The sequence below is a fragment of the Streptococcus suis genome, from assembly GCF_046032115.1.
GTDB lineage: Bacteria > Bacillota > Bacilli > Lactobacillales > Streptococcaceae > Streptococcus > Streptococcus suis_AJ.
The window spans coordinates 39,832-58,838 of sequence record NZ_JARQOZ010000012.1 but is presented as its reverse complement, the minus strand read 5'-3'; the positions used below and the strand labels follow the sequence as shown (position 1 = coordinate 58,838).

The 19,007-nt window shown below is 34.9% G+C and carries 19 protein-coding genes and 2 pseudogenes; 2 read left to right on the top strand and 19 right to left on the bottom strand.

Translation table 11 applies throughout. The features are described from left to right. Positions 1-111: 111 nt before the first annotated feature. Together P7J36_RS05495 and P7J36_RS05490 are read left to right on the top strand one after the other, a co-directional pair. On the top strand, positions 112-318 hold the full coding sequence (locus P7J36_RS05495) for an IS66 family transposase (protein WP_222330467.1): 207 nt from the start codon (positions 112-114) through the stop codon (positions 316-318). Next, positions 272-1,726: pseudogene (locus tag P7J36_RS05490) on the top strand (IS66 family transposase). The gene P7J36_RS05495 and the pseudogene P7J36_RS05490 overlap by 47 nt, the downstream one beginning before the upstream one ends. Positions 1,727-1,916: 190 nt before the next feature. Here the strand turns inward: P7J36_RS05490 and glf are convergent. From glf to P7J36_RS05395, 19 genes and pseudogenes are all read right to left on the bottom strand, one after another. After that, positions 1,917-3,029: a UDP-galactopyranose mutase gene (gene glf / locus P7J36_RS05485; protein ID WP_408551492.1), complete on the bottom strand. Its 1,113-nt coding sequence runs from the start codon at positions 3,027-3,029 to the stop codon at positions 1,917-1,919. An 18-nt stretch (positions 3,030-3,047) separates the two neighbouring features. Beyond that, complete coding sequence (locus P7J36_RS05480; protein ID WP_408551491.1) at positions 3,048-3,305, bottom strand: hypothetical protein; 258 nt, start codon at positions 3,303-3,305, stop codon at positions 3,048-3,050. 97 nt (positions 3,306-3,402) lie between these two features. Further along, a complete protein-coding gene (locus P7J36_RS05475; RefSeq protein WP_408551490.1) occupies positions 3,403-4,221 on the bottom strand; it encodes an Rpn family recombination-promoting nuclease/putative transposase in 819 nt (272 codons plus the stop codon). 225 nt (positions 4,222-4,446) lie between these two features. Beyond that, positions 4,447-4,815 (bottom strand): annotated as a pseudogene (locus P7J36_RS05470) (UDP binding domain-containing protein); the annotation flags it as partial. 42 nt (positions 4,816-4,857) lie between these two features. Next, a complete protein-coding gene (locus P7J36_RS05465) occupies positions 4,858-5,547 on the bottom strand; it encodes a sugar phosphate nucleotidyltransferase (protein ID WP_277947885.1) in 690 nt (229 codons plus the stop codon). Positions 5,548-5,559: 12 nt separating this feature from the next. Beyond that, positions 5,560-6,039 (bottom strand): EamA family transporter, encoded by a 480-nt coding sequence (locus tag P7J36_RS05460; RefSeq protein WP_408551489.1) that lies wholly within the window; start codon positions 6,037-6,039, stop codon positions 5,560-5,562. A 21-nt stretch (positions 6,040-6,060) separates the two neighbouring features. Beyond that, positions 6,061-6,480 carry an EamA family transporter gene (locus tag P7J36_RS05455; protein ID WP_408551488.1) on the bottom strand — a complete coding sequence of 140 codons (420 nt, stop codon included), beginning with the start codon at positions 6,478-6,480 and terminating at the stop codon, positions 6,061-6,063. 50 nt (positions 6,481-6,530) lie between these two features. Continuing rightward, positions 6,531-8,021 (bottom strand): nucleotide sugar dehydrogenase, encoded by a 1,491-nt coding sequence (locus tag P7J36_RS05450; protein ID WP_408551487.1) that lies wholly within the window; start codon positions 8,019-8,021, stop codon positions 6,531-6,533. Positions 8,022-8,216: 195 nt separating this feature from the next. Further along, the gene (locus P7J36_RS05445; protein ID WP_408551486.1) at positions 8,217-9,257 is read right to left on the bottom strand and encodes an NAD-dependent epimerase/dehydratase family protein; all 1,041 of its coding nucleotides are present in this window, start codon (positions 9,255-9,257) and stop codon (positions 8,217-8,219) included. A gap of 24 nt (positions 9,258-9,281) precedes the next feature. Beyond that, positions 9,282-10,355: an acyltransferase family protein gene (locus P7J36_RS05440; RefSeq protein WP_222329920.1), complete on the bottom strand. Its 1,074-nt coding sequence runs from the start codon at positions 10,353-10,355 to the stop codon at positions 9,282-9,284. 1 nt (position 10,356) lies between these two features. Then, entirely contained in the window at positions 10,357-11,856 is a 1,500-nt protein-coding gene (locus P7J36_RS05435) for a lipopolysaccharide biosynthesis protein (RefSeq protein ID WP_408551485.1), read from the bottom strand. Continuing rightward, positions 11,849-12,385 carry an acyltransferase gene (locus tag P7J36_RS05430; protein WP_105157667.1) on the bottom strand — a complete coding sequence of 179 codons (537 nt, stop codon included), beginning with the start codon at positions 12,383-12,385 and terminating at the stop codon, positions 11,849-11,851. The genes P7J36_RS05435 and P7J36_RS05430 overlap by 8 nt, the downstream gene beginning before the upstream one ends. Next, the gene (locus P7J36_RS05425) at positions 12,382-13,617 is read right to left on the bottom strand and encodes an O-antigen ligase family protein (protein ID WP_408551484.1); all 1,236 of its coding nucleotides are present in this window, start codon (positions 13,615-13,617) and stop codon (positions 12,382-12,384) included. The genes P7J36_RS05430 and P7J36_RS05425 overlap by 4 nt, the downstream gene beginning before the upstream one ends. Further along, on the bottom strand, positions 13,578-14,681 hold the full coding sequence (locus P7J36_RS05420) for a glycosyltransferase (protein WP_408551483.1): 1,104 nt from the start codon (positions 14,679-14,681) through the stop codon (positions 13,578-13,580). Before P7J36_RS05420 ends, P7J36_RS05425 begins: the two co-directional genes overlap by 40 nt. A gap of 1 nt (position 14,682) precedes the next feature. Continuing rightward, the gene (locus P7J36_RS05415; RefSeq protein ID WP_408551482.1) at positions 14,683-15,768 is read right to left on the bottom strand and encodes a glycosyltransferase; all 1,086 of its coding nucleotides are present in this window, start codon (positions 15,766-15,768) and stop codon (positions 14,683-14,685) included. After that, entirely contained in the window at positions 15,765-16,073 is a 309-nt protein-coding gene (locus tag P7J36_RS05410) for an acyltransferase (protein ID WP_306542389.1), read from the bottom strand. Before P7J36_RS05410 ends, P7J36_RS05415 begins: the two co-directional genes overlap by 4 nt. Positions 16,074-16,231: 158 nt before the next feature. Continuing rightward, positions 16,232-17,047, bottom strand: a complete 816-nt coding sequence (locus P7J36_RS05405) for a glycosyltransferase (RefSeq protein ID WP_408551481.1) — start codon at positions 17,045-17,047, stop codon at positions 16,232-16,234. A gap of 10 nt (positions 17,048-17,057) precedes the next feature. Then, positions 17,058-18,275, bottom strand: coding sequence for a DegT/DnrJ/EryC1/StrS family aminotransferase (locus P7J36_RS05400; RefSeq protein ID WP_408551480.1), 1,218 nt, complete (start codon positions 18,273-18,275; stop codon positions 17,058-17,060). A gap of 9 nt (positions 18,276-18,284) precedes the next feature. Beyond that, a complete protein-coding gene (locus P7J36_RS05395) occupies positions 18,285-18,983 on the bottom strand; it encodes a sugar transferase (RefSeq protein WP_408539653.1) in 699 nt (232 codons plus the stop codon). Positions 18,984-19,007 lie beyond the last annotated feature (24 nt).

The following is a 19,007-nucleotide window of genomic DNA, read 5'->3' as shown; positions in this document are numbered from 1 at the left end:
GAAAGGATTTTCGATCAATCCAAAAATAAATGTTTCAAAAAGTCGTGATTTCTATTGAAATCATGGCTTTTCTTTGTGTATAATGAGATAAAAAGAAGGAGGCTCGAGCGTATGGATGAGTTATTGGCAATTATTAAACAACAGACCTCAACGATTGAACAACTTACCAACGAGTTGAGCCTCCTTCGTGAGCAGGTTGATTATCTGAGACAGAAACTCTACGGAAAATCATCAGAGAAGGTTGTGTATCAACCCGGTCAGCTGAGCTTGTTTGGGGAGGAAAGTCTCCCTGAAGAAGAAGCTGACTTACCCAGTTGAAACAGAGACCATCACCTATAAACGCAAGAAAGCCAAGGGGGTTCGTCAGGCTATTTTTAGTCAGTTTACTCCAGAGATAGTGCATCACGAATTGCAGGGCGAAGACTGCATCTGTCCAGACTGTCATGGTCAGTTGAAAGAAATTGGCTCAACTGTTCAACGACAAGAGTTGGTTTTCATTCCTGCACAATTAAAGCGGATTGACCATGTTCAGCACGCATACAAGTGTCAGGCTTGTAGTCAGAAGAATCTGAGCGATAAGATTATCAAGGCTCCAGTTCCTAAGGCACCTTTGGCACACAGCTTGGGTTCAGCTTCTATCATCGCCCATACTATTCATCAGAAGTTCAATCTTAAGGTGCCTAATTACCGTCAGGAAGAGGACTGGCACAAGCTTGGTCTGCCCATCAGTCGGAAGGAAATAGCCAACTGGCATATCAAGTCTAGTCAGTATTATTTCGAACCGATTTATAATTTGTTGCACGAGAAATTGTTGGAGCAGCCTATTCTCCATGCGGATGAAACCTCCTACAAGGTCTTAGAAAATGATAGCCAGTTGACCTTCTACTGGACCTTCTTGTCTGGGAAACATGAGAAAAAGGGCGTCACCCTCTATCATCATGACAAACGACGGAGTGGCTTGGTTGTGGAGGAATTTCTTGGAGATTATGCGGGCTACGTACATTGTGATATGTTACGGCAGTAACTTAGGACTTTAGTCCTTTAGTTCTGCCTATGCGATAGCAGTCCAAGGTTTAGGAGCGAAGCGACGCTAAGCTTGGTTAACTGCGAACCGCTGTCGGCCTATCGGCAGTTAGACAAGGCACAGCTGGTTGGCTGTTGGGCTCACGTTAGACGGAAGTTCTTTGAGGCGACTCCTAAGAATACAGACAAGACTTCTTTAGGTGCTAAGGGTTTAGCCTATTGCGACCGCCTATTTGCCTTAGAGAATGACTGGGCAGATTTGTCTACTGAGGAACGGCGACATAAACGGCAGACAGAGTTAACTCCCTTGATGGACGAGTTCTTTGATTGGTGTCGCAATCAGGCTGTCTTGCCAAGCTCCAAATTAGGCACTGCAATAGAGTATAGCCTCAAATACGAAACCACCTTCCGAAACGTTCTCTTGGACGGTGACCTAGTCCTATCCAACAATATGGCTGAGAGGGCTATGAAGACCTTGGTGATGGGCAGAAAAAATTGGCTGTTCTCTCAGAGCTTTGAGGGGGCCAAGTCGACAGCTGTCATTCTGAGTCTTTTGGAAACTGCTAAACGACACGGCCTTGATGCAGAGAAATATATGACTTATCTTCTAGAACACTTACCTAATGAGGAGACGCTCGCAAAAAAAGAAGTTCTGGAGGCTTATTTACTATGGGCTGAAAATATTCAAGAAAAGTGCAAATAGAAAAAGGTTCCAGAGTCGACAGGACTTTGGAACCTTTTCAATACACTTTGTTATTGGGCGGTTACAGCTGACCTGTTGGCAGCAATTCAATAATCAAAAAAAACCAGAATTTCTGGTTTTTTTGATTAACATTTTAAGAGCATTCCGACTTCTGACAAGAATCAATTACTACTTTGATGACTTCTCAAAATCATTCCCCAACTTCACTTCTCACACACTGCAAAGCAGCTCCGATGACTTGATGCATATCATAGTAACGATAATGACCAAGACGTCCACCAAATATAACGTTCTCTTGTTGTTCTGCGAGGCGCTTATAAGCAGTATAAAGTTTGTTGTTACGATCATTGTTCACTGGATAATACGGCTCATCGCCTCGTTTCCAGGTCTTCGAATACTCACGTGTAATAATGGTTTTCGGTTGTGTACCAAATTCGAAATGTTTGTGTTCGATAATACGAGTAAATGGCGTTTCACTATCTGTGTAGTTGACAACTGCATTCCCTTGATAGTTTTCCATATCCAATACTTCTGTCTCAAATCGAAGGCTACGATATTCCAATTCACCAAGTTGGTACTCAAAGAACTCGTCAATCATTCCTGTAAAGACAATCTTCGGATAGGTAGCTAAATAGCCTTCCTTATTGGCAAAGAAATCAACATTTGTCTCAACATCAATATTCTCATGATTCAACATTTTTTCAACAATCTGCGTGTAACCGCCGATTGGAATACCTTGATATGTGTCGTTGAAATAGTTATTATCATAAGTTAAACGCACGGGTAAACGACGGATGATAAAGGCAGGTAACTCCGTACATGGTTTTTCCCATTGTTTCTCGGTGTATGACTTGATCAATTTTTCATAGATGTCTGTACCAACTAGTGAGATGGCTTGTTCTTCCAAGTTCTCAGGGGTTTTTCCTCCCAAAACAGCTCGTTGCTCTGCAATCTTCGCTTCTGCTTCAGCAGGGGTCACCACGCCCCACAGTTTATTGAAAGTATTCATGTTGAATGGAAGATTGTAGATTTCACCTTTGTAGTTGGCGACTGGTGTATTTGTATAGCGGTTGAACTCCGCAAACTGATTCACATAATCCCAAATTTCTTTTTCAGAAGTATGGAAAATATGTGCGCCATATTCATGGACTTGAATACCTTCTACTTCTTTTGTATAGATGTTACCTGCAATGTGGTCTCGTTTTTCGATAACCTTTATTTTTTTACCCTTTTTAGCTGCCTCATGAGCAAAGACCGCTCCGAACAGACCCGCTCCGACAACTAGATAATCGTATTTTTTCATATATTTTGTATTTTCCTCCTAGAACTGATGTTCTTGCGAGGATCGAGTCAACTGTTCCAAAGTTAGTCCTGTTATTTCTAACATATCCTCTATGTCAAGACCTCTAGCTAATAATTTTTGTGCAACATCTAAACTTTTTTGTAGGCTTCCTTCTTCTAGACCTTTCCCTAGACCTTCGGCTCTTCCTTCTTCCTTACCTCGCCGTCTGCCACGTATGTAGGAACTTGCCAATTCTCCAAAGTGGTTGGAAGCATTACGTAACCATTGATCTACCATTTCGATTTCCTCTTAAACCTGATGTTTTTGTGACAGTTGATTGATTTGATCTGAAGATAGACCGGTCAATTTTTCAATCAGTTCATACGAAAAACCTTCACGCAACATCTGATAGGCGACCTCTATACGACCTTTCTCCAAACCTTCTGCTCTGCCTTCCTCCTCGCCGTCTGCCACGTATATAGGAGCTTTCCAATTCACCAAAGTGGTTGGAAGCATTACGTAACCATTGATCTACCATTTCGATTTCCTCCTCTGTCCATGTGTTTCTATCCAACAGGTGTTCTGCTTTTTCAATAACATCTGATGTAGATTGACTAAATGCTCGATTGGCGAAAAATTCTATCCATTGGCGCTGATTTTTCTCTAGCTGACCCTTGCGGAATTTTTTCAGTTCAATAATGACCATTTCAAATGGTTTTCTCAATTCTTCGTGTTCGCCAAATGGCAATTCCAAGACTTGACCCCCATCTTTTTCAGTCAGTACAAAACTGTGAATCGGCTGGTCATCATCAAAATACTTACTAGCTACTAAGGCAATCGAATAAATCGGTGAGATTTTATCATACATATCGTGTGTCTGTGTGACCTTGTCACGAACATTGGGCAAATCCTTAACCAAATGTTGGCAGGAATAGGTCCATAAGCGTTTGATAAAACTGTTTTGATAGGCAACCTGTATCTCGATGATGACTTGTGTTCCATCATCCATACGAGCCAAAATATCCACCGTAGTACTAAAGTGGCTAGTCCTTTCCTTTTTTACATCCGCAATAGTTCCATTCAAAATCTGAACAGACTTGGGGCGAAAAACTAGAAAAGTATTGATGAAATCAATGGTGATTTCGTGGTCATTGAAAATCTTTTTTGCAATAATATCAGCCATTGGACTGACTGCCTGTCGGCGTTTTGTCATCTCTATCCTCCAAATAAAGTAATCGAGAAATACTCCCTATCTATTTATTCGGAAAAGTTTATAGTTATATTATAGCACGGTATCTAAAATTTTCAAGTCACTTTCCTATTACAGCAACTACTAAAAAGCGTCCCAAAGCCATGTTGACTACGGAACGTTTTCTACTTTATCTGAAGAAAAAATGAAAATTCGTTCTATCCAAATGCAAGTTCAAATACCCTATATTTAATCCCTCCTAAAAATATCCCGTGTATAGACCTTGTCAAGAACATCATCCAAACTCAAGTCGTATCGATTGGCTACAATGGCTTGACTCATTTCTTTAAATTTCTTAAGATTGTTGACGACTTTGGAGCCAAAGAATGTCGTTCCGTTCTCTAAGGTCGGCTCATAAATTATCACCCTTGCTCCCTTAGCCTTCAAACGCTTCATAACTCCCTGGATAGAACTTTGACGGAAGTTATCAGAATTACTCTTCATGGTCAGACGATAAATTCCTATCGTGATATCCTTTTCTTGCTGTTGCGAATAGGAATCATGTTCTGAGTAAGCATAGTAGCCAGTCATCTTCAGTACCTGATCGGTAGCTACATCAACAATACGTTCGTTAATTCCGGAAATGCAGCAATCCTATGATTAGCTATGTGAATTTAAAAATTCTTGTAACTGTCCTAAATCATCAAGATTATCAATCTCAAATATAACGTTCGAAGGAATATCTCGCTTATACACTGTCAACTTATCCAAGTTATCTTTTACAAGATTATCCCAATACAAATTACAAAAATCGTTTGATTCTAACACTTCTTCAATAAGTTTGTTTAGAACCTGACCAGATTTTGCATCCCAATATGATACCCCAGATAGAATAGAGCCCTCGCCACTATCTATCACAATTTCTTTCACTAGACCATTATCATCACATTTTAAAAGCCACTCATCCTCAAAATTATCTTTATATGCCGAAAAATATGTAGAAATGGTTACATCAGAATCTAAGAAGTTCGTGTGCAAATAATTGTCCGCATCAATCACATAAGCATCACTTAAAAAATCCCTCACAAGATACATGCTATAAAAGTTATTATAGGTATCATATTTATCATTGTGAATTAACCTTACCCCATATTTACTCTCTAAAAAGTCAAACTTTTCTGATAAATAACCTGTCACAATAATAATTTCCGAAATACCTATTTCATTTAAAAACAAAATTTGTCTCTCTATTAAAGTTTGACCTCCAACTTCAATTAAAGATTTAGGAGTTGTTAATGTCAATGGTCTTAATCTAGTTCCCATTCCTGCTGCTAAAATAATCGCTCTCATCAATTCTCCCCCTTAATTTTTCAAGACAAATAGTGTACCAATAACAATAACTATACTACTGAAGATTAACTTTATATCTAATTGTCCACCGAAAAGAAACAGCGAGAAGATGACTGTCCAAATAGAATAAGTGACATTTAAACCTGTCGCTCTTACTGGACCTATAGTATCAATAGCAGAATAATAAAATAAATAGGAAAGCGTTCCTATAACGGAAAGACAAATGATAAAAAGAATAGACTGTGAACTAAAAACAGTTGCTAAACTGTAAACAACATCCCCCTCTATTATCATAAACAACAGATAGACTAAGCTTGAAGTCCATTGCCTGATAAATAAAGCTTGTTTAGGTAAAATATCTTCTTTCATGCCATAAGCGGTAATAACACTCTCTGAAGCCCAGCCAATTACACATAGCAATGCCACTAAAGAACCAATGAATAATTCTTCTATTTGAGAAAAACCACTATATCCAAGAAAAATAACTGCCAAGATAGTTAAAGCGAGCCCAAATCATCCCTTTCTTGTCAAATAATCTTTTAAAAAAATCATACCTAATAAAGCTGCGACTGCAGGGTAGATAGCGGATATTGTCGCTGTCAAGCCTGCCCCCAACTTCTCCACTGCAAATAGATAGGCTCTCATTCCTAAAGGTCCTGCGAATACTGCTGCTATCATTACAAAATAAGCACTTCTAGTTTTCAAAATTTGTATCGTATTTTTAAACCGACCTCTAATAGATAAGTCAATTGTTAAAAAAATAGCAGAAAAGAAATCGTGAAAAAATGCTAATAGTAACGTAGAGGATAATAGCTTGCTATCCCCAACAACGAAAGGAACCATTAACAATATCAAACTATTCAAGGATGTATCCAATCCCCAAAACATTCCTGATAACAAGCCCTGTAAATTTCCTCTTAAACTAATCTTCATAGTTACTCCTTTTAGAATAAGTATATATATTTAAAACATCGATACATTCTTTAATCTCTTCTAAAAATATCTCGTGTATATACCTTATCTCGCACATCGTCCAAAGAACTATCATAACGATTGGCTACAATGGCTTGACATTGAGACTTGAACTTCTTCAAATCATTGATAATTTTAGAACCAAAGAAGGTTGAGTCGTCCTCTAGAGTTGGTTCAAAAATAATAACTTTTGCACCTTTGGCTTTCAATCGTTTCATGACACCTTGAATAGAACTCTGTCTAAAGTTATCCGAGTTGCTCTTCATCGTTAAACGGTAAACACCAACAGTAATTTCTTTTTCTTGTTGGTGAGAGTAGCTATCATGTTCAGAGTAATCATAATAACCAGCCATTTTCAGCACCTGATCGGCAATAAAATCTTTCCTTGTTTTATTGGCTTCAACAATGGCCGTCATCATATTCTGCGGAACATCATTGTAATTAGCCAATAACTGCTTGGTATCTTTCGGAAGACAGTAACCACCATAGCCAAAAGAAGGGTTATTGTAGTGGTCACCAATACGTGGATCTAAACCAACACCCTTGATAATCGATTCGGTATCCAGCCCTTTCAACTCCGCATAGGTATCCAATTCATTGAAATAAGAAACACGCAAGGCTAAATAAGTATTGGCAAAAAGCTTAACTGCTTCAGCTTCTGTAGAACCCATGTGCAACACTTCTACATCTCTCTTCAAAGCCCCCTCTTGTAGAAGAGAAGCAAATAACTTTGAACCTTCTACTACCAAATCTGGTGCACCATCTTCACAGGATACAATAATCCGTGATGGATAGAGATTGTCATAAAGTGCTTTTGACTCTCTGAGAAATTCAGGACTAAAGATAATATTTTCCGTGCCAAATTTTTCACGCATAGATTGAGTAAAGCCAACAGGAATCGTTGATTTGATAACCATCAAGGCCTGAGGATTGATTGATAATACTGTTTGTATAACTGATTCCACATGACTAGTGTCAAAGTAATTCTTAGCACTATCATAGTTCGTTGGAGCAGCAATCACAACAATTTCTGCCTCTTTGTAGGCTTTTTCTGCATCCAATGTTGCAACTAGATTTAAGTCTTTTTCAGCTAGATATTTTTCAATATAATCATCCTGAATCGGAGACTTCTTAGCGTTAATTAAATCAACTTTTTCTTGGATAATATCTACAGCGGTAACTTGATGATGCTGTGCTAATAAGACAGCGATAGAAAGACCGACATAGCCGGTTCCTGCGACAGCGATTTTTTTTGCCGGAAGAGTGCCGATTGATTTCGGAAAATCAGAAACAAATAAACTGTTAATTTCAAACTCAAGCACATTGCTCAAAGCCAGTAACTGAGGAATCGAAGGAAGATACTCCCCTTGCTCCAACTTGCTAATCATAGCTCGATTTATCCCTGTCAAATCAGAAAGTTCCTGCTGAGAATAGCCTAACTCTTTTCTTTTAGAAAAAATAATAGTTTTAAGAAATTCTTGAGAAAATTCTTTGTTACTCATAATTTCACCTCGTCAAAAAAATGATATACAAAGTATACCATTTGTTACTAAAAAAATCAAAAAATATCATCGACAACATAGTTTTAATCAAGTGCTATAAGAGAACAAGATATAAATCGCCCCTCTTATCTTTGGATACTTTAATATATTACCCATCTATGCAAACTATGAGCATACTAGTCTAGAAAACAATGCCTATTTATAATACTCCTTATACCATTGAGCAAATCGACGCAAACCTTCTCTGAGAGTGGTAGAGGGACTAAAACCAAAATCTCTCTCCAAATCAGAAGTATCAGCGTAGGTTACTGGTACATCTCCAGCTTGCATAGGCACAAGTTTTTTATGTGCTTCAATATCAAAATCTTCTGGCAATACTCCTGCCAAAACTAGTTCCTCACTCAATATGTGAACAAAATCCAATAAGTTTTCAGGATTGCTATTGCCAATATTGTAGATTGCATACGGCGGAATAGGGAGACCATCACTTCCACTTCTCTTCTGCGGTGCGCCAAACATGACACGCTTGACACCTTCCACAATATCATCGACATAGGTAAAATCACGTTTACAATTTCCATAGTTGAAAATTTCAATCGTTTCACCTTTTATCAGTTTATTTGTGAATCCAAAATAAGCCATATCTGGACGACCTGCTGGACCGTAGACCGTAAAGAAACGTAGTCCCGTTGTTGGAATATCATAGAGCTTACTGTAGGCATGTGCAAACAGTTCATTTGACTTTTTAGTTGCTGCATAAAGTGATACTGGATTATCTACCTTATCATCTGTAGAAAACGGTACTTTCTCATTTCCACCATAAACCGAAGATGATGAAGCATATACTAAATGCTCAACTGGGTAGTGACGACAGGCTTCCAAGATATTCTGAAAACCAATAATATTGCTCTCTATATAAACATCTGGATTGGTAATCGAGTAGCGAACACCAGCCTGAGCGGCTAAATTAACAACAATACTCGGACGATAATCTTCAAAAATTGAAGTGACCAAATCCTTGTCTGCCAAGTCTCCCTCTATGAAAGTCCACTTGCTTTTACTATGGAGCAACTGTTGCTCAATCTGTTCAAGACGATACTGCTTGAGCGATACTTCGTAATAATCGTTCATATTATCAAGACCGATAATATGATATGCTTCGCCACTCCTTAATAGTTCTAATACTAGGTTGCTGCCAATGAAACCAGCTGAACCTGTTATTAATATTTTTTTCATGATAAACCATCCTCCCTAATTATATTATTCTGGAAAAAACTTACGAAAAATTAAATTACAATTTGTTGAAATCTTCTTAATCTTGTCTTCTAACAGCATCTCAAAGACTACCTCTCGTAAATTCTCTAGAATAACACCAATGAAAAATATCAACAATATACTAAAAATATAATGCCAAATAAAAATACTACTATGTCTATAGTTGCTTACTTTCAATAAATCTTTCCATAACCACTCTCTAATAAAATCATTATCATGAATTAAATATATTGCAAATGTTGCTTTCGCTACTTTATTTACCCAATAATTTGTAAAACTTTTGAGTGACAGCATCCCATTGAAAAAGAAAACTGTAAAAAAGAATGTCAAAATACTATGTGAATTAGTAAAAAAATAAATTTTAGTTTCAAAAAATTCACTTTGTAAAGAACATAATTTTAATAGCTGTATAGAAATAAAAATTAACAAATAAAAAACTAAAGATATTATAAACGACTTAGCTGTATCAACATATAAAAATTTATATTTTTTTATTCCAGATCCTAAAATATACAAAAAAATAAACCAAACAAAATTAGAAAAATTTAAGTCCTGATTAAAAAAAGTTGGAATAAAGCACCATAAAACAAACCCCAATAAAAGTAAGAACTCCAATTGTTTTTTATTCAAGATAGTAATTGCATAGTTTAAATAAGGCATAAACACTAGAATCAGAAAATATGTAGTAACAAACCAGTATCTATCAGTGATAATAGGAAAAAAGGACTTTATTATATCTATTACAGATATATCATTAAAAACTATCAATCCAAGTAATAAACCTATAGTTGAATAAAATAAAGTTATCAAAGCTGTTTTTAATAGTCTTTCGGTTTTATAAATACAGTCACATAACAGATAACCACTCAACATAATAAAAAGATTAGCCCCAATTTTACCACCAATATATAAAAAGTCTGACGTTAATCCATTAAAATCAAAACCTGTTACTTCGTTCACTATCCCGCCATGCAAAACATAGTGACTAGATACAATAAATAACATGCTAAAAATTCTAATTAACTCTAATTTTGAATCTCGTTCAATACTTTTTTTCATATTATAATTCATCCTTTAAAATTAATGACTTAAAGAATCCCAAAAGTAATCTCCTGTTAAATATTAAATTACTTAACAAAAGAGATAGAACAGATAAAAGGACATAACCCATTGTATAATAAACCAAATGCATAAAAGTGGTAATTTTAGGAGCTAAATAACTTCCCAGATAAAACATTGCTACAACATTACAACTCCCTGTAAAAATATATAAAATAGAGCCAATAATACTAGCCCCAAGTTGAACTTTCTTTGAATAATTAAGTAAATATAGAAGTCTATATAGCATTGCAATTAATGTGCCTATCGCTAATCCAATCATTCCAAAAAGAGCTGTAAAAATAAAGGTAGATGCAATATTTAAAATTGCCTCAATAATAGCACTCATCTGAGTTTCTTTGTAATGACCAACAGATTGCACATAGATATTATAACTATATCTCATACAAAACATGTACTGTGATAAGCACATAAATAATGCAAATCCATACAAAATATAATCTGCATCGGTTATATTTTGAGTATACAACGTAATAAACGGAATAATTGAAGCTGCAACAACTGAAAATATTAACGTAATGAGCGTATTGAGACCCCATTCTAAATACCTAAATTTTTTTAAAACTCCTTGAGTTGACTCTTTTGAAACTACCCTACCAAAATAAGGAGTTAAACTTGTAACAAGTGCATAAATGATTCCCCTTATCCCAGAAAAAATCAGAGCATAGACGGAATATATTGAGATATTTTTCAAACTTGATAAAAGAGTTAAGACAATAATATCGGTATTTCCAAGAACAATACTTGAAAGATGATGATAAAAACCATTAAACTTTTGTTTTATTGGTTCCTCAGTATATCTAATATTATAATCGATATTATAACACTTCCTTACATAAATATCCATAGCTAAAGGCCGCGCTAAATAAATAAATGATGTTGAAAGAAAAACAATATGAACGTTTTTTGAATAATTAACTATCACTGCTGTAGCAAGAGTATTAAGTATAACAGTCACCATTGATAGCCCCTGAGGAATATAATTCTTCTGATCTGCTGTTAGTAAAAGTTGATTAACAATTCCAAAATAGTACTGACTATACAAATTTAATGAGAGTATCACCATAAGGATACTTACGTAAACAAAATTAAATTCTACAACAAATAATGGATAAGTAAAAACCAACACTACTAAAAAAAAGGTAAAGTATAAAACTAATTTATTAAAAAATCTCTTGGACGAAACAATTATTGCACTCACTTTTTCAGTATCTTGTTTAAAGAGCGGTTCATATAAGGAGCTTGAAATTACAACTCCAATTCCCATTTCTAAAAATGTTATAAAATTTAAAAATTGCCGAATTGAGGTCACTAAACCATTTACCGTTGAACCAAAGGATTCTAAAAGTACCCTTGGTAAAATAAAACCACAAACGATAATGACCAATTGGTTTAAAATTGAAATTAAAATATTCAAAGAAAGTTGCTTATTATTAGTCATTAATTACCTCTGGATACTTCTTCAATAGAAACTTCATTTTTTCATCGGAGGACATCGTCTTAGTCATTTCAAATTCTCCTCTATGCTTTAAAATATAATCATCTATTGTACTAATAAATCTAGCTGGTACCCCTCCCCAAATTTCATTACACGGAACCGAGTGCGTAACAACCGCCCCAGCCGCAATAATGCAATTATTTCCTATGGTTACTCCTGGCAGTATGATAGCATTGACACCGATATGAACATTAGAACCAATTTCAACTCTATCAAACAGGTCAATTTCCTGATTTCCCACTAAATGACGAGCGACCCAAACTCCGCCATCATGTGTAGTAATTTTTACATCCGCCGAAATTCTAACATTGTCACCAATAGTCACCAAATAAGGTTCACTTCCAAATGAAGCACTCTTATATATTTCACAGTTGTTTCCAATCACGATTCCTTGTTTTCTTAGATAATCTTGATATAATGATTGGGATGAAAATCTCTTTATCAATTTTTCAAAAAGATTTAAAAATCTCATTTTTCTACTCTTTCTTTAATAAACTGAATATAATATAACAGCATTGCAATGATGATTATTTTAAAATAAGGTAATAGCTGACCATAAAACGTAACTGTTGAAAAATCAATTAAAAGATTTGATACTATCAAAAGAATTGCAACTTCCTTTTCCTCACATTTGGGCAATGAAAACAACTGCAAAGACAACAATACGTAGATAAAATAATATGCAGTGCTAAATACAATCCCTCCTGATACTAGGCTTTCTATAAAATTATTATGAGAATAAACTCCAAAGCCAGATATCTGAGCAAATGCCCCAATCCCCCAGCCCAATATTGGTTTTTCCCATATCATATTTTCGGCAAATTCTATCATATGAATTCTCTTCAAAGTCGAGCCGGCATCAACTGGTACTGTGCCAATTCCAAATAACCCTAAAAAACTATTTAATCGTTTACCAATCAACGTATATAATACGGGATTATTTTGAACTTCATACCAAAAAATAAAACCCACCAACAGAATAACAATTACATTAGAAATTTTTGCCTTTCGTAAACTCTTAAAGAAAGCAAATATTACGGGGATAAAAGCAGTCAACAAACCTGTTTTAGAACCTGTAAATAATATACAAACTAGTTCTACTGCAAATAAGAAGACATACCTTATTTTTTTAGATTTTAACAGAAAATATAGGGTCAACATCGCAAAAAAACCATAGAGCCATGCAATACTGTTGGGGTTTATATTACTTGAAACTCCCAGTCTATAGCCAGAATGGGCATTTAAAAAATCTCTCCATCGAGATTGGATAATATCGATTTCTTTTAAAAAAATAACCGGTGTACAGAGTAAAACTCCGTATTGAACAACTAAATCAAGATACTTTAAAAGATAATTCACAAGTCTCGTGAGCCCGATCATAAAGAAAATCATGGTGATATTTGCAAACAATACTAAATTATAATAAAAGGAAAAAAAATCTTCATTGCCTGTCCGAATCATTCCTAAGATTAGAATTTGTAAAAAAATAAATATTAACCATATCAAAATAATTGATAAATATTTGGAAATCTGGCCTTTAAACTTCGGATTATAATAAAATAAATAACCTAAAAAAAGAACGGGGGTACAGACAAGATACTTACCGTTAAAAAACAATTCTATAAAGAATGCTCCCACCGTAAACAACGCTGCAAAATGGTAACTTAATGTCCGTTCATCGTTTCTATCAAGAATCTTTCCCATTGATCTGTTATCTCCTCTATACTGTGTGTTTCAAATATCTTGATAGAGTTCCTAGAAACCTGCTCTACTAAGGACTCATCATCATACATTGTCATTTTGTCTATCAAATCAGACTCGGTGATATCACAGATTAAGCCATTTACGCCATGAGTAAGCAATTCTCTTACTGTTCCTGGGGAAAAATCTGTTGAAACTACTGGAACCCCTAATGCCAACGCCTCCATCAATACATTCGGCATTCCTTCATATTTTGAAGTAAGAACAAACATATCCGAACTGGCAATCTCTTCTAAAATTTGAGAAGTTGTTCCTCTAAGGATAATTTTATTTTCCATATTCAACATCTTAATCTGTTTCTTTAAATCTTGATATAGTGCACCTTCCCCGAATATTTCTAAGATAGAATCAGGGTGCGTCTCATTATATTTTGAAAACGCTCCAATCAACATGCTGTGATTTTTTTGTTCTGTTAATCTTCCTACCGAAATAATCCTCTTAAAATTTCTTACAACACGCTTTTTATTTGGGGTATCCTTTTTGGTAAATGATAGTGGATTATGAATTACTGTGCTATTTTTTATTGATTGCTTGGGAAAATATCGTTGAGCACCTAGATTTTGAAAAACATATCCGTTACAAAAATAAGATATTACAGTATGAATGAGTCGAGCAATACCTGTATATTCTCTGCTAGGATCATTCCTCTCAGAATAAATCATTTTTATTCTTTTTATTTTTGTAAATAGTAGTGCATAAAAAGTCGGATGAGGCCAAAAAGAAATAATTACGTCAGGTTGTACGTTACGGATACTTTTTATAGTATTGACAAATATATCACCGTGCGTTTTGAACTTATTTTGGTAACTTACCTCACTAGTCAGCAATTCAACATCACTATTTAATTGATAGGGTAAATGACTTCCTTCAACAGAGCACAGACAGATATCATAACCTCGCTCAGCTAGAGAATTGGCTAACATGGCCATATTCCGTTCCGCCCCTCCAAAACTTTTATTGCCTGTTTTGGATTGTGTTAAACACCCTAAAATCATTATTTTTTTCATTCTATCCCCTTTCAAATTTCTTCAATTCCTCATATGAAATCTGAGCAATCCTTTTCCAAGAATATTCAGAACTAACATGATTGACACAATTTGCAAAATACTCTTCCTGGCTGGTTAGGTAGTCATCATATGCTTTTAGCATAGCAGAAGCAATTGATTGTGAGTCTAAAGAACAAGCCCATCCTAAATTGTTCAGAACCACTTCATCAAGAACATTTGTTTCTTTTGTGACAATACATGGATTACCATAAGAAAGAGCTTCTAAAACGGTCATTGGAAAGCCCTCATGGCGTGAAGTTAAGACCATAATCTTTCCACACAAATGTTCAACCTTCTCTTTTCCAAGTAATGGCCCTCTATAAAATACATTTATATTCCTTAACCGATGAATCCTATTTTCAATATACTTGACTTGACTATGATTTCCAATACCATAGAAAGAAAATGTAATCATCCGATCCTCGCTTAAATTATCCAACACCTCTAAAGCATCTATTAATATATCTAATCCTTTAGGTTTTATATCAAATCTACCTAAATAATAAAACTCAACACTAGAGCTACTCTTATATTTATAGCCATTCTTTCTCAAAGAATCTTCAATTGCAATTCCATTGGGAATAATCAGATTAGTTTCGCATTTGTACAGTGAATTTTTTTTTTCAGATTGATTTAAATAAATTATCCCCTCAGAGTTTCTTACAAATTTATCAAAAAATAAAGCTCTTGCAACAGTTTTCTTTATTTTTGATTTCTTCATTGACTCAATCATAAACGAACCATGAGGTTGAATAAAATATGGAATATTATTTTTTTTTAAAATTTTGTATAGCTTTATGTATTCCCAAAAATAGAAACTATGAAAAATAACTATATCCGGTGAAAAAAACTTTATATAATCTTCAAATAATCTATCACCCAAAAAGTCAAAGTATGCAGAATTGATATCTTTCACTGGTGATTTTATAGACAAAACTCGTGCTTCAAATCCTGTTAATACATTCTGATGAGAAACCAACTCACTTAAAACAACAGGTATACTTCCAGTAGGTTTTAAATGGGTAGCTGTAACATGTAACAATTTCATTCTTGATACTCCTTGATAAATTTAGCAGGATTTCCTGCATATAGGGAATTTTTTTTAGTCAAACATTTTGTGACGACTGACCCAGCGCCTACGATTACACCGTCAGCAATATTCACTCCTGGTAGAATTATGACATTTGCACCAATCCAAACATTATCCCCTATTTCAATTCTAGCACCTTTATGTAGCCGTTTCATATAGTTTTCTCTATTTGTAACATCATAGGACTCTGTAATTAAAGTTGCCCCATAAGACAATGTTGAATTTTTTCCAATAGCAATTCCATTTACAGCGTGTAAAAACACCTTGTCATTGATCCTTACATTTTCAGAAAATTCATTTTTTTCCCAAATAAAATCCTAGGTTTTCCGTATATTTGTACTCTCTTTGGAAAATACAACGAAAAATTAAAAAGATAATGTATGATTGATTCAATCTTAACCACAGCCCTACCTATCATTTTCTACCCTCTCAAAAAATGTTTATATAAAAATCGTTGGAAACTTTGAGGCAAGATGTAGACAGCAATTTGGGCAGCTGTTATCTCTAAAAACTCGCCCAAACTATTAAATCCTCGTTTCCAAGCATTGTATCGAATGTGAATAAGCGTTTTGGTGTTAAACCAGTTTTTTCGTTTTTCAAAAGTATTTTGTTCAAATCTGAATTTGAATACAATTTCATCAAGATTCTTAGTTTTTGCACCAGATTCTAGCATTCTTATCCAGAGATCGGTATCCTGATTTTTACGATAGTCTGAATATCCACCAATTTTATCTAAAAACGATTTACGATACATCACTGTCGGATGATTAAACGGATCCCTTTTTTTAGCAAACTTATAGATTTCATCATGAGTGGTTGGTACTATTCTACGTCCGACTATATTATCCAACTCAGAAATAAACTCCTCTACCGACGAACCAATAATATCTAGAGTACTGTCTTTTTCGAATTCTCTTAGTTGTAACTCACATCTTTGAGGAAGAGAATAATCATCCGCATCCATCCTTGCAATAAGGTCATTTCGACATTCTTTTAGACCCGCATTTAATGCCTCTCCAAGCCCAACATTATTTGGCAATTGAATTTCATTAAAGTAAATGTCACAACTGTTTTGTACATTAACAATAACCTGTTCTAATAAATTAGGAATCGGACCGTCCTTTACAATAACGATTTCATCAGGTTTTATTGTTTGTTGAACCATACTATTCAATGCAATATAAAAATAATCAGCATTATCATTTTTATACACAGTCATTAAAACACTATATTTCACGAGAATTACCTCATTTTTTTATATAAACAATGCGTTTAATCGTTTCTATCACATACTCCACATCTTCATCACTCAAGTTGGTATGAAGAGGAAGTGTAATTTCATTTTCAAAATACTGATAGGCATTCGGAAAATCTTTCATATCAAAACCAATATTTTTATAGGCTGTAAGAAGAGGCAGTGGCTTGTAGTGAACATTACAAGCAATCCCTGCTTCAGCCATTTTTTGAATCACTTCATTTCGTTGTTCCAAAGTAAAGCCTTCCAGATGAGTGATATACAAGTGCATAGATGATTGTCTATCTTCGGTCTGATGTACCAACGGCTTAATCAATGTTCCTTCAAAGCCTGCATTGTATTTTTCGACAATTTCTTTTCGACGTTCCAACAGAGATGGGTAACGTTCCAACTGTACCAAACCGATACCAGCCATAATATCTGTCATATTACACTTGTAACCAGGAATAACAATGTCATATTCCCATGACCCTAATTGTGTCTTAGCTAATGCATCCTTTGTCTGACCATGAAGAGAGTAAATCTGAAACTCTTTATACATCTCTTCATCATCCAAACCAGGATGTGGTCTCCATGTCACACTACCTCCTTCAGCAGTTGTAAAATTCTTAACTGCATGGAAAGAAAATGAGGTAAAATCTGCTAGGGAACCCGCTGGTTTCCCCTTATAACTAGCTCCTAGAGAATGTGCACTATCCGATAGAATAATAACTCTGTCGAAAAGTTTCTGCCATTTATTATCAGAAGCAGCATACAAAGAGCGTTTGTTTTCTACGATGGTATAAATCTTATCATAATCACAAGGAATACCAGCTAGATCAACTGGGATGATAACCTTTGTTTTCGGAGTAATCGCTTTTTCCAAAGCATCATATTCCATCTCAAAGCTATTTTTTTGAATATCAACCATCACAGGAGTTGCTCCTACATGAGTAATGACACTACATGAGGCAGTATAGGTCATAGCTGGAACAATCACTTCGTCTCCAGGTCCAACTCCAAGAACTCGCAAGACTAGTTCTAATCCTGCAGTAGCAGAATTTAAACACACAGTTTTATTGGTTCCTGTAAATACTGATAACCTACGTTCTAGCTCTTTTGTCTTTGGTCCTGTTGTAATCCAACCAGATTTTAGTGTGTCAATAACTTCATCAATTTCAGCTTGGGTAATATCTGGTGGTGAAAATGGAATATTTTGTCTTTTTGTCATTTCAATCTCCTATTTTATTACATTAATTACTGTATCTATCATTACCTTAAAATCAGAAACAATTCCAAAGTTTCTGATATATTCCAAATTGTATTTCATTTTTTCTGGTAACACTTTTTGAACATATGCTTCATCAGGACTGTAGCCTTGAGAACAATATTCTTCTAAAACAGCATCTTCATCCTTATATGCAATACTTGCTGGTGAAGTAATTCCTGCTGGCAATAGCAAAGTCGCAAGCATTTCATCAGTGTAATGGTCAACATATTTTTGTACTTCTGGTCTTACGCCAACAAAACTCATATCCCCTGTCAAAACATTAAAGAGTTGAGGCACTTCATCCAGCCTATATTTTCTGATAATATGACCGACTTTTGTAATACGATTATCTTGACCGACTGTGACAAGACTTCCGACTTTATCCGCATCAGAAATCATCGTTCTAAACTTAAATATTCTAAAAATTCGACCATATCTTGTAACACGTTCTTGACGATAAAAAATTGGTCCTTTGCTATCTAGTTTTATCCAAATAGATAGACCGATGATGGCTGGCGATAATAATACTAATAGGATTAGTGCTAGTAACTTATCCGTAGTATATTTAAAAAATAATTCTAACTTTCTTGACCCAATTTTTTCAAAATATTGGGCTGTTATTTCATTCGCTTTTAGATATTCTTTTGTTATAGTTCTTCTGCTATACATTCATTCTCCTATTTGCAAGGTTAG

Excerpts from the sequence above, each read along its gene's own strand:
- P7J36_RS05495 (WP_222330467.1), top strand. The coding sequence starts at position 112 with ATGGATGAGTTATTGGCAATTATTAAACAACAGACCTCAACGATTGAA.
- glf (WP_408551492.1), bottom strand. The coding sequence starts at position 3,029 with ATGAAAAAATACGATTATCTAGTTGTCGGAGCGGGTCTGTTCGGAGCG.
- P7J36_RS05480 (WP_408551491.1), bottom strand. The coding sequence starts at position 3,305 with ATGGTAGATCAATGGTTACGTAATGCTTCCAACCACTTTGGAGAATTG.
- P7J36_RS05475 (WP_408551490.1), bottom strand. The coding sequence starts at position 4,221 with ATGACAAAACGCCGACAGGCAGTCAGTCCAATGGCTGATATTATTGCA.
- P7J36_RS05465 (WP_277947885.1), bottom strand. The coding sequence starts at position 5,547 with ATGAGAGCGATTATTTTAGCAGCAGGAATGGGAACTAGATTAAGACCA.
- P7J36_RS05455 (WP_408551488.1), bottom strand. The coding sequence starts at position 6,480 with ATGAAGATTAGTTTAAGAGGAAATTTACAGGGCTTGTTATCAGGAATG.
- P7J36_RS05450 (WP_408551487.1), bottom strand. The coding sequence starts at position 8,021 with ATGAGTAACAAAGAATTTTCTCAAGAATTTCTTAAAACTATTATTTTT.
- P7J36_RS05445 (WP_408551486.1), bottom strand. The coding sequence starts at position 9,257 with ATGAAAAAAATATTAATAACAGGTTCAGCTGGTTTCATTGGCAGCAAC.
- P7J36_RS05440 (WP_222329920.1), bottom strand. The coding sequence starts at position 10,355 with ATGAAAAAAAGTATTGAACGAGATTCAAAATTAGAGTTAATTAGAATT.
- P7J36_RS05435 (WP_408551485.1), bottom strand. The coding sequence starts at position 11,856 with ATGACTAATAATAAGCAACTTTCTTTGAATATTTTAATTTCAATTTTA.
- P7J36_RS05430 (WP_105157667.1), bottom strand. The coding sequence starts at position 12,385 with ATGAGATTTTTAAATCTTTTTGAAAAATTGATAAAGAGATTTTCATCC.
- P7J36_RS05425 (WP_408551484.1), bottom strand. The coding sequence starts at position 13,617 with ATGGGAAAGATTCTTGATAGAAACGATGAACGGACATTAAGTTACCAT.
- P7J36_RS05420 (WP_408551483.1), bottom strand. The coding sequence starts at position 14,681 with ATGAAAAAAATAATGATTTTAGGGTGTTTAACACAATCCAAAACAGGC.
- P7J36_RS05415 (WP_408551482.1), bottom strand. The coding sequence starts at position 15,768 with ATGAAATTGTTACATGTTACAGCTACCCATTTAAAACCTACTGGAAGT.
- P7J36_RS05400 (WP_408551480.1), bottom strand. The coding sequence starts at position 18,275 with ATGACAAAAAGACAAAATATTCCATTTTCACCACCAGATATTACCCAA.
- P7J36_RS05395 (WP_408539653.1), bottom strand. The coding sequence starts at position 18,983 with ATGTATAGCAGAAGAACTATAACAAAAGAATATCTAAAAGCGAATGAA.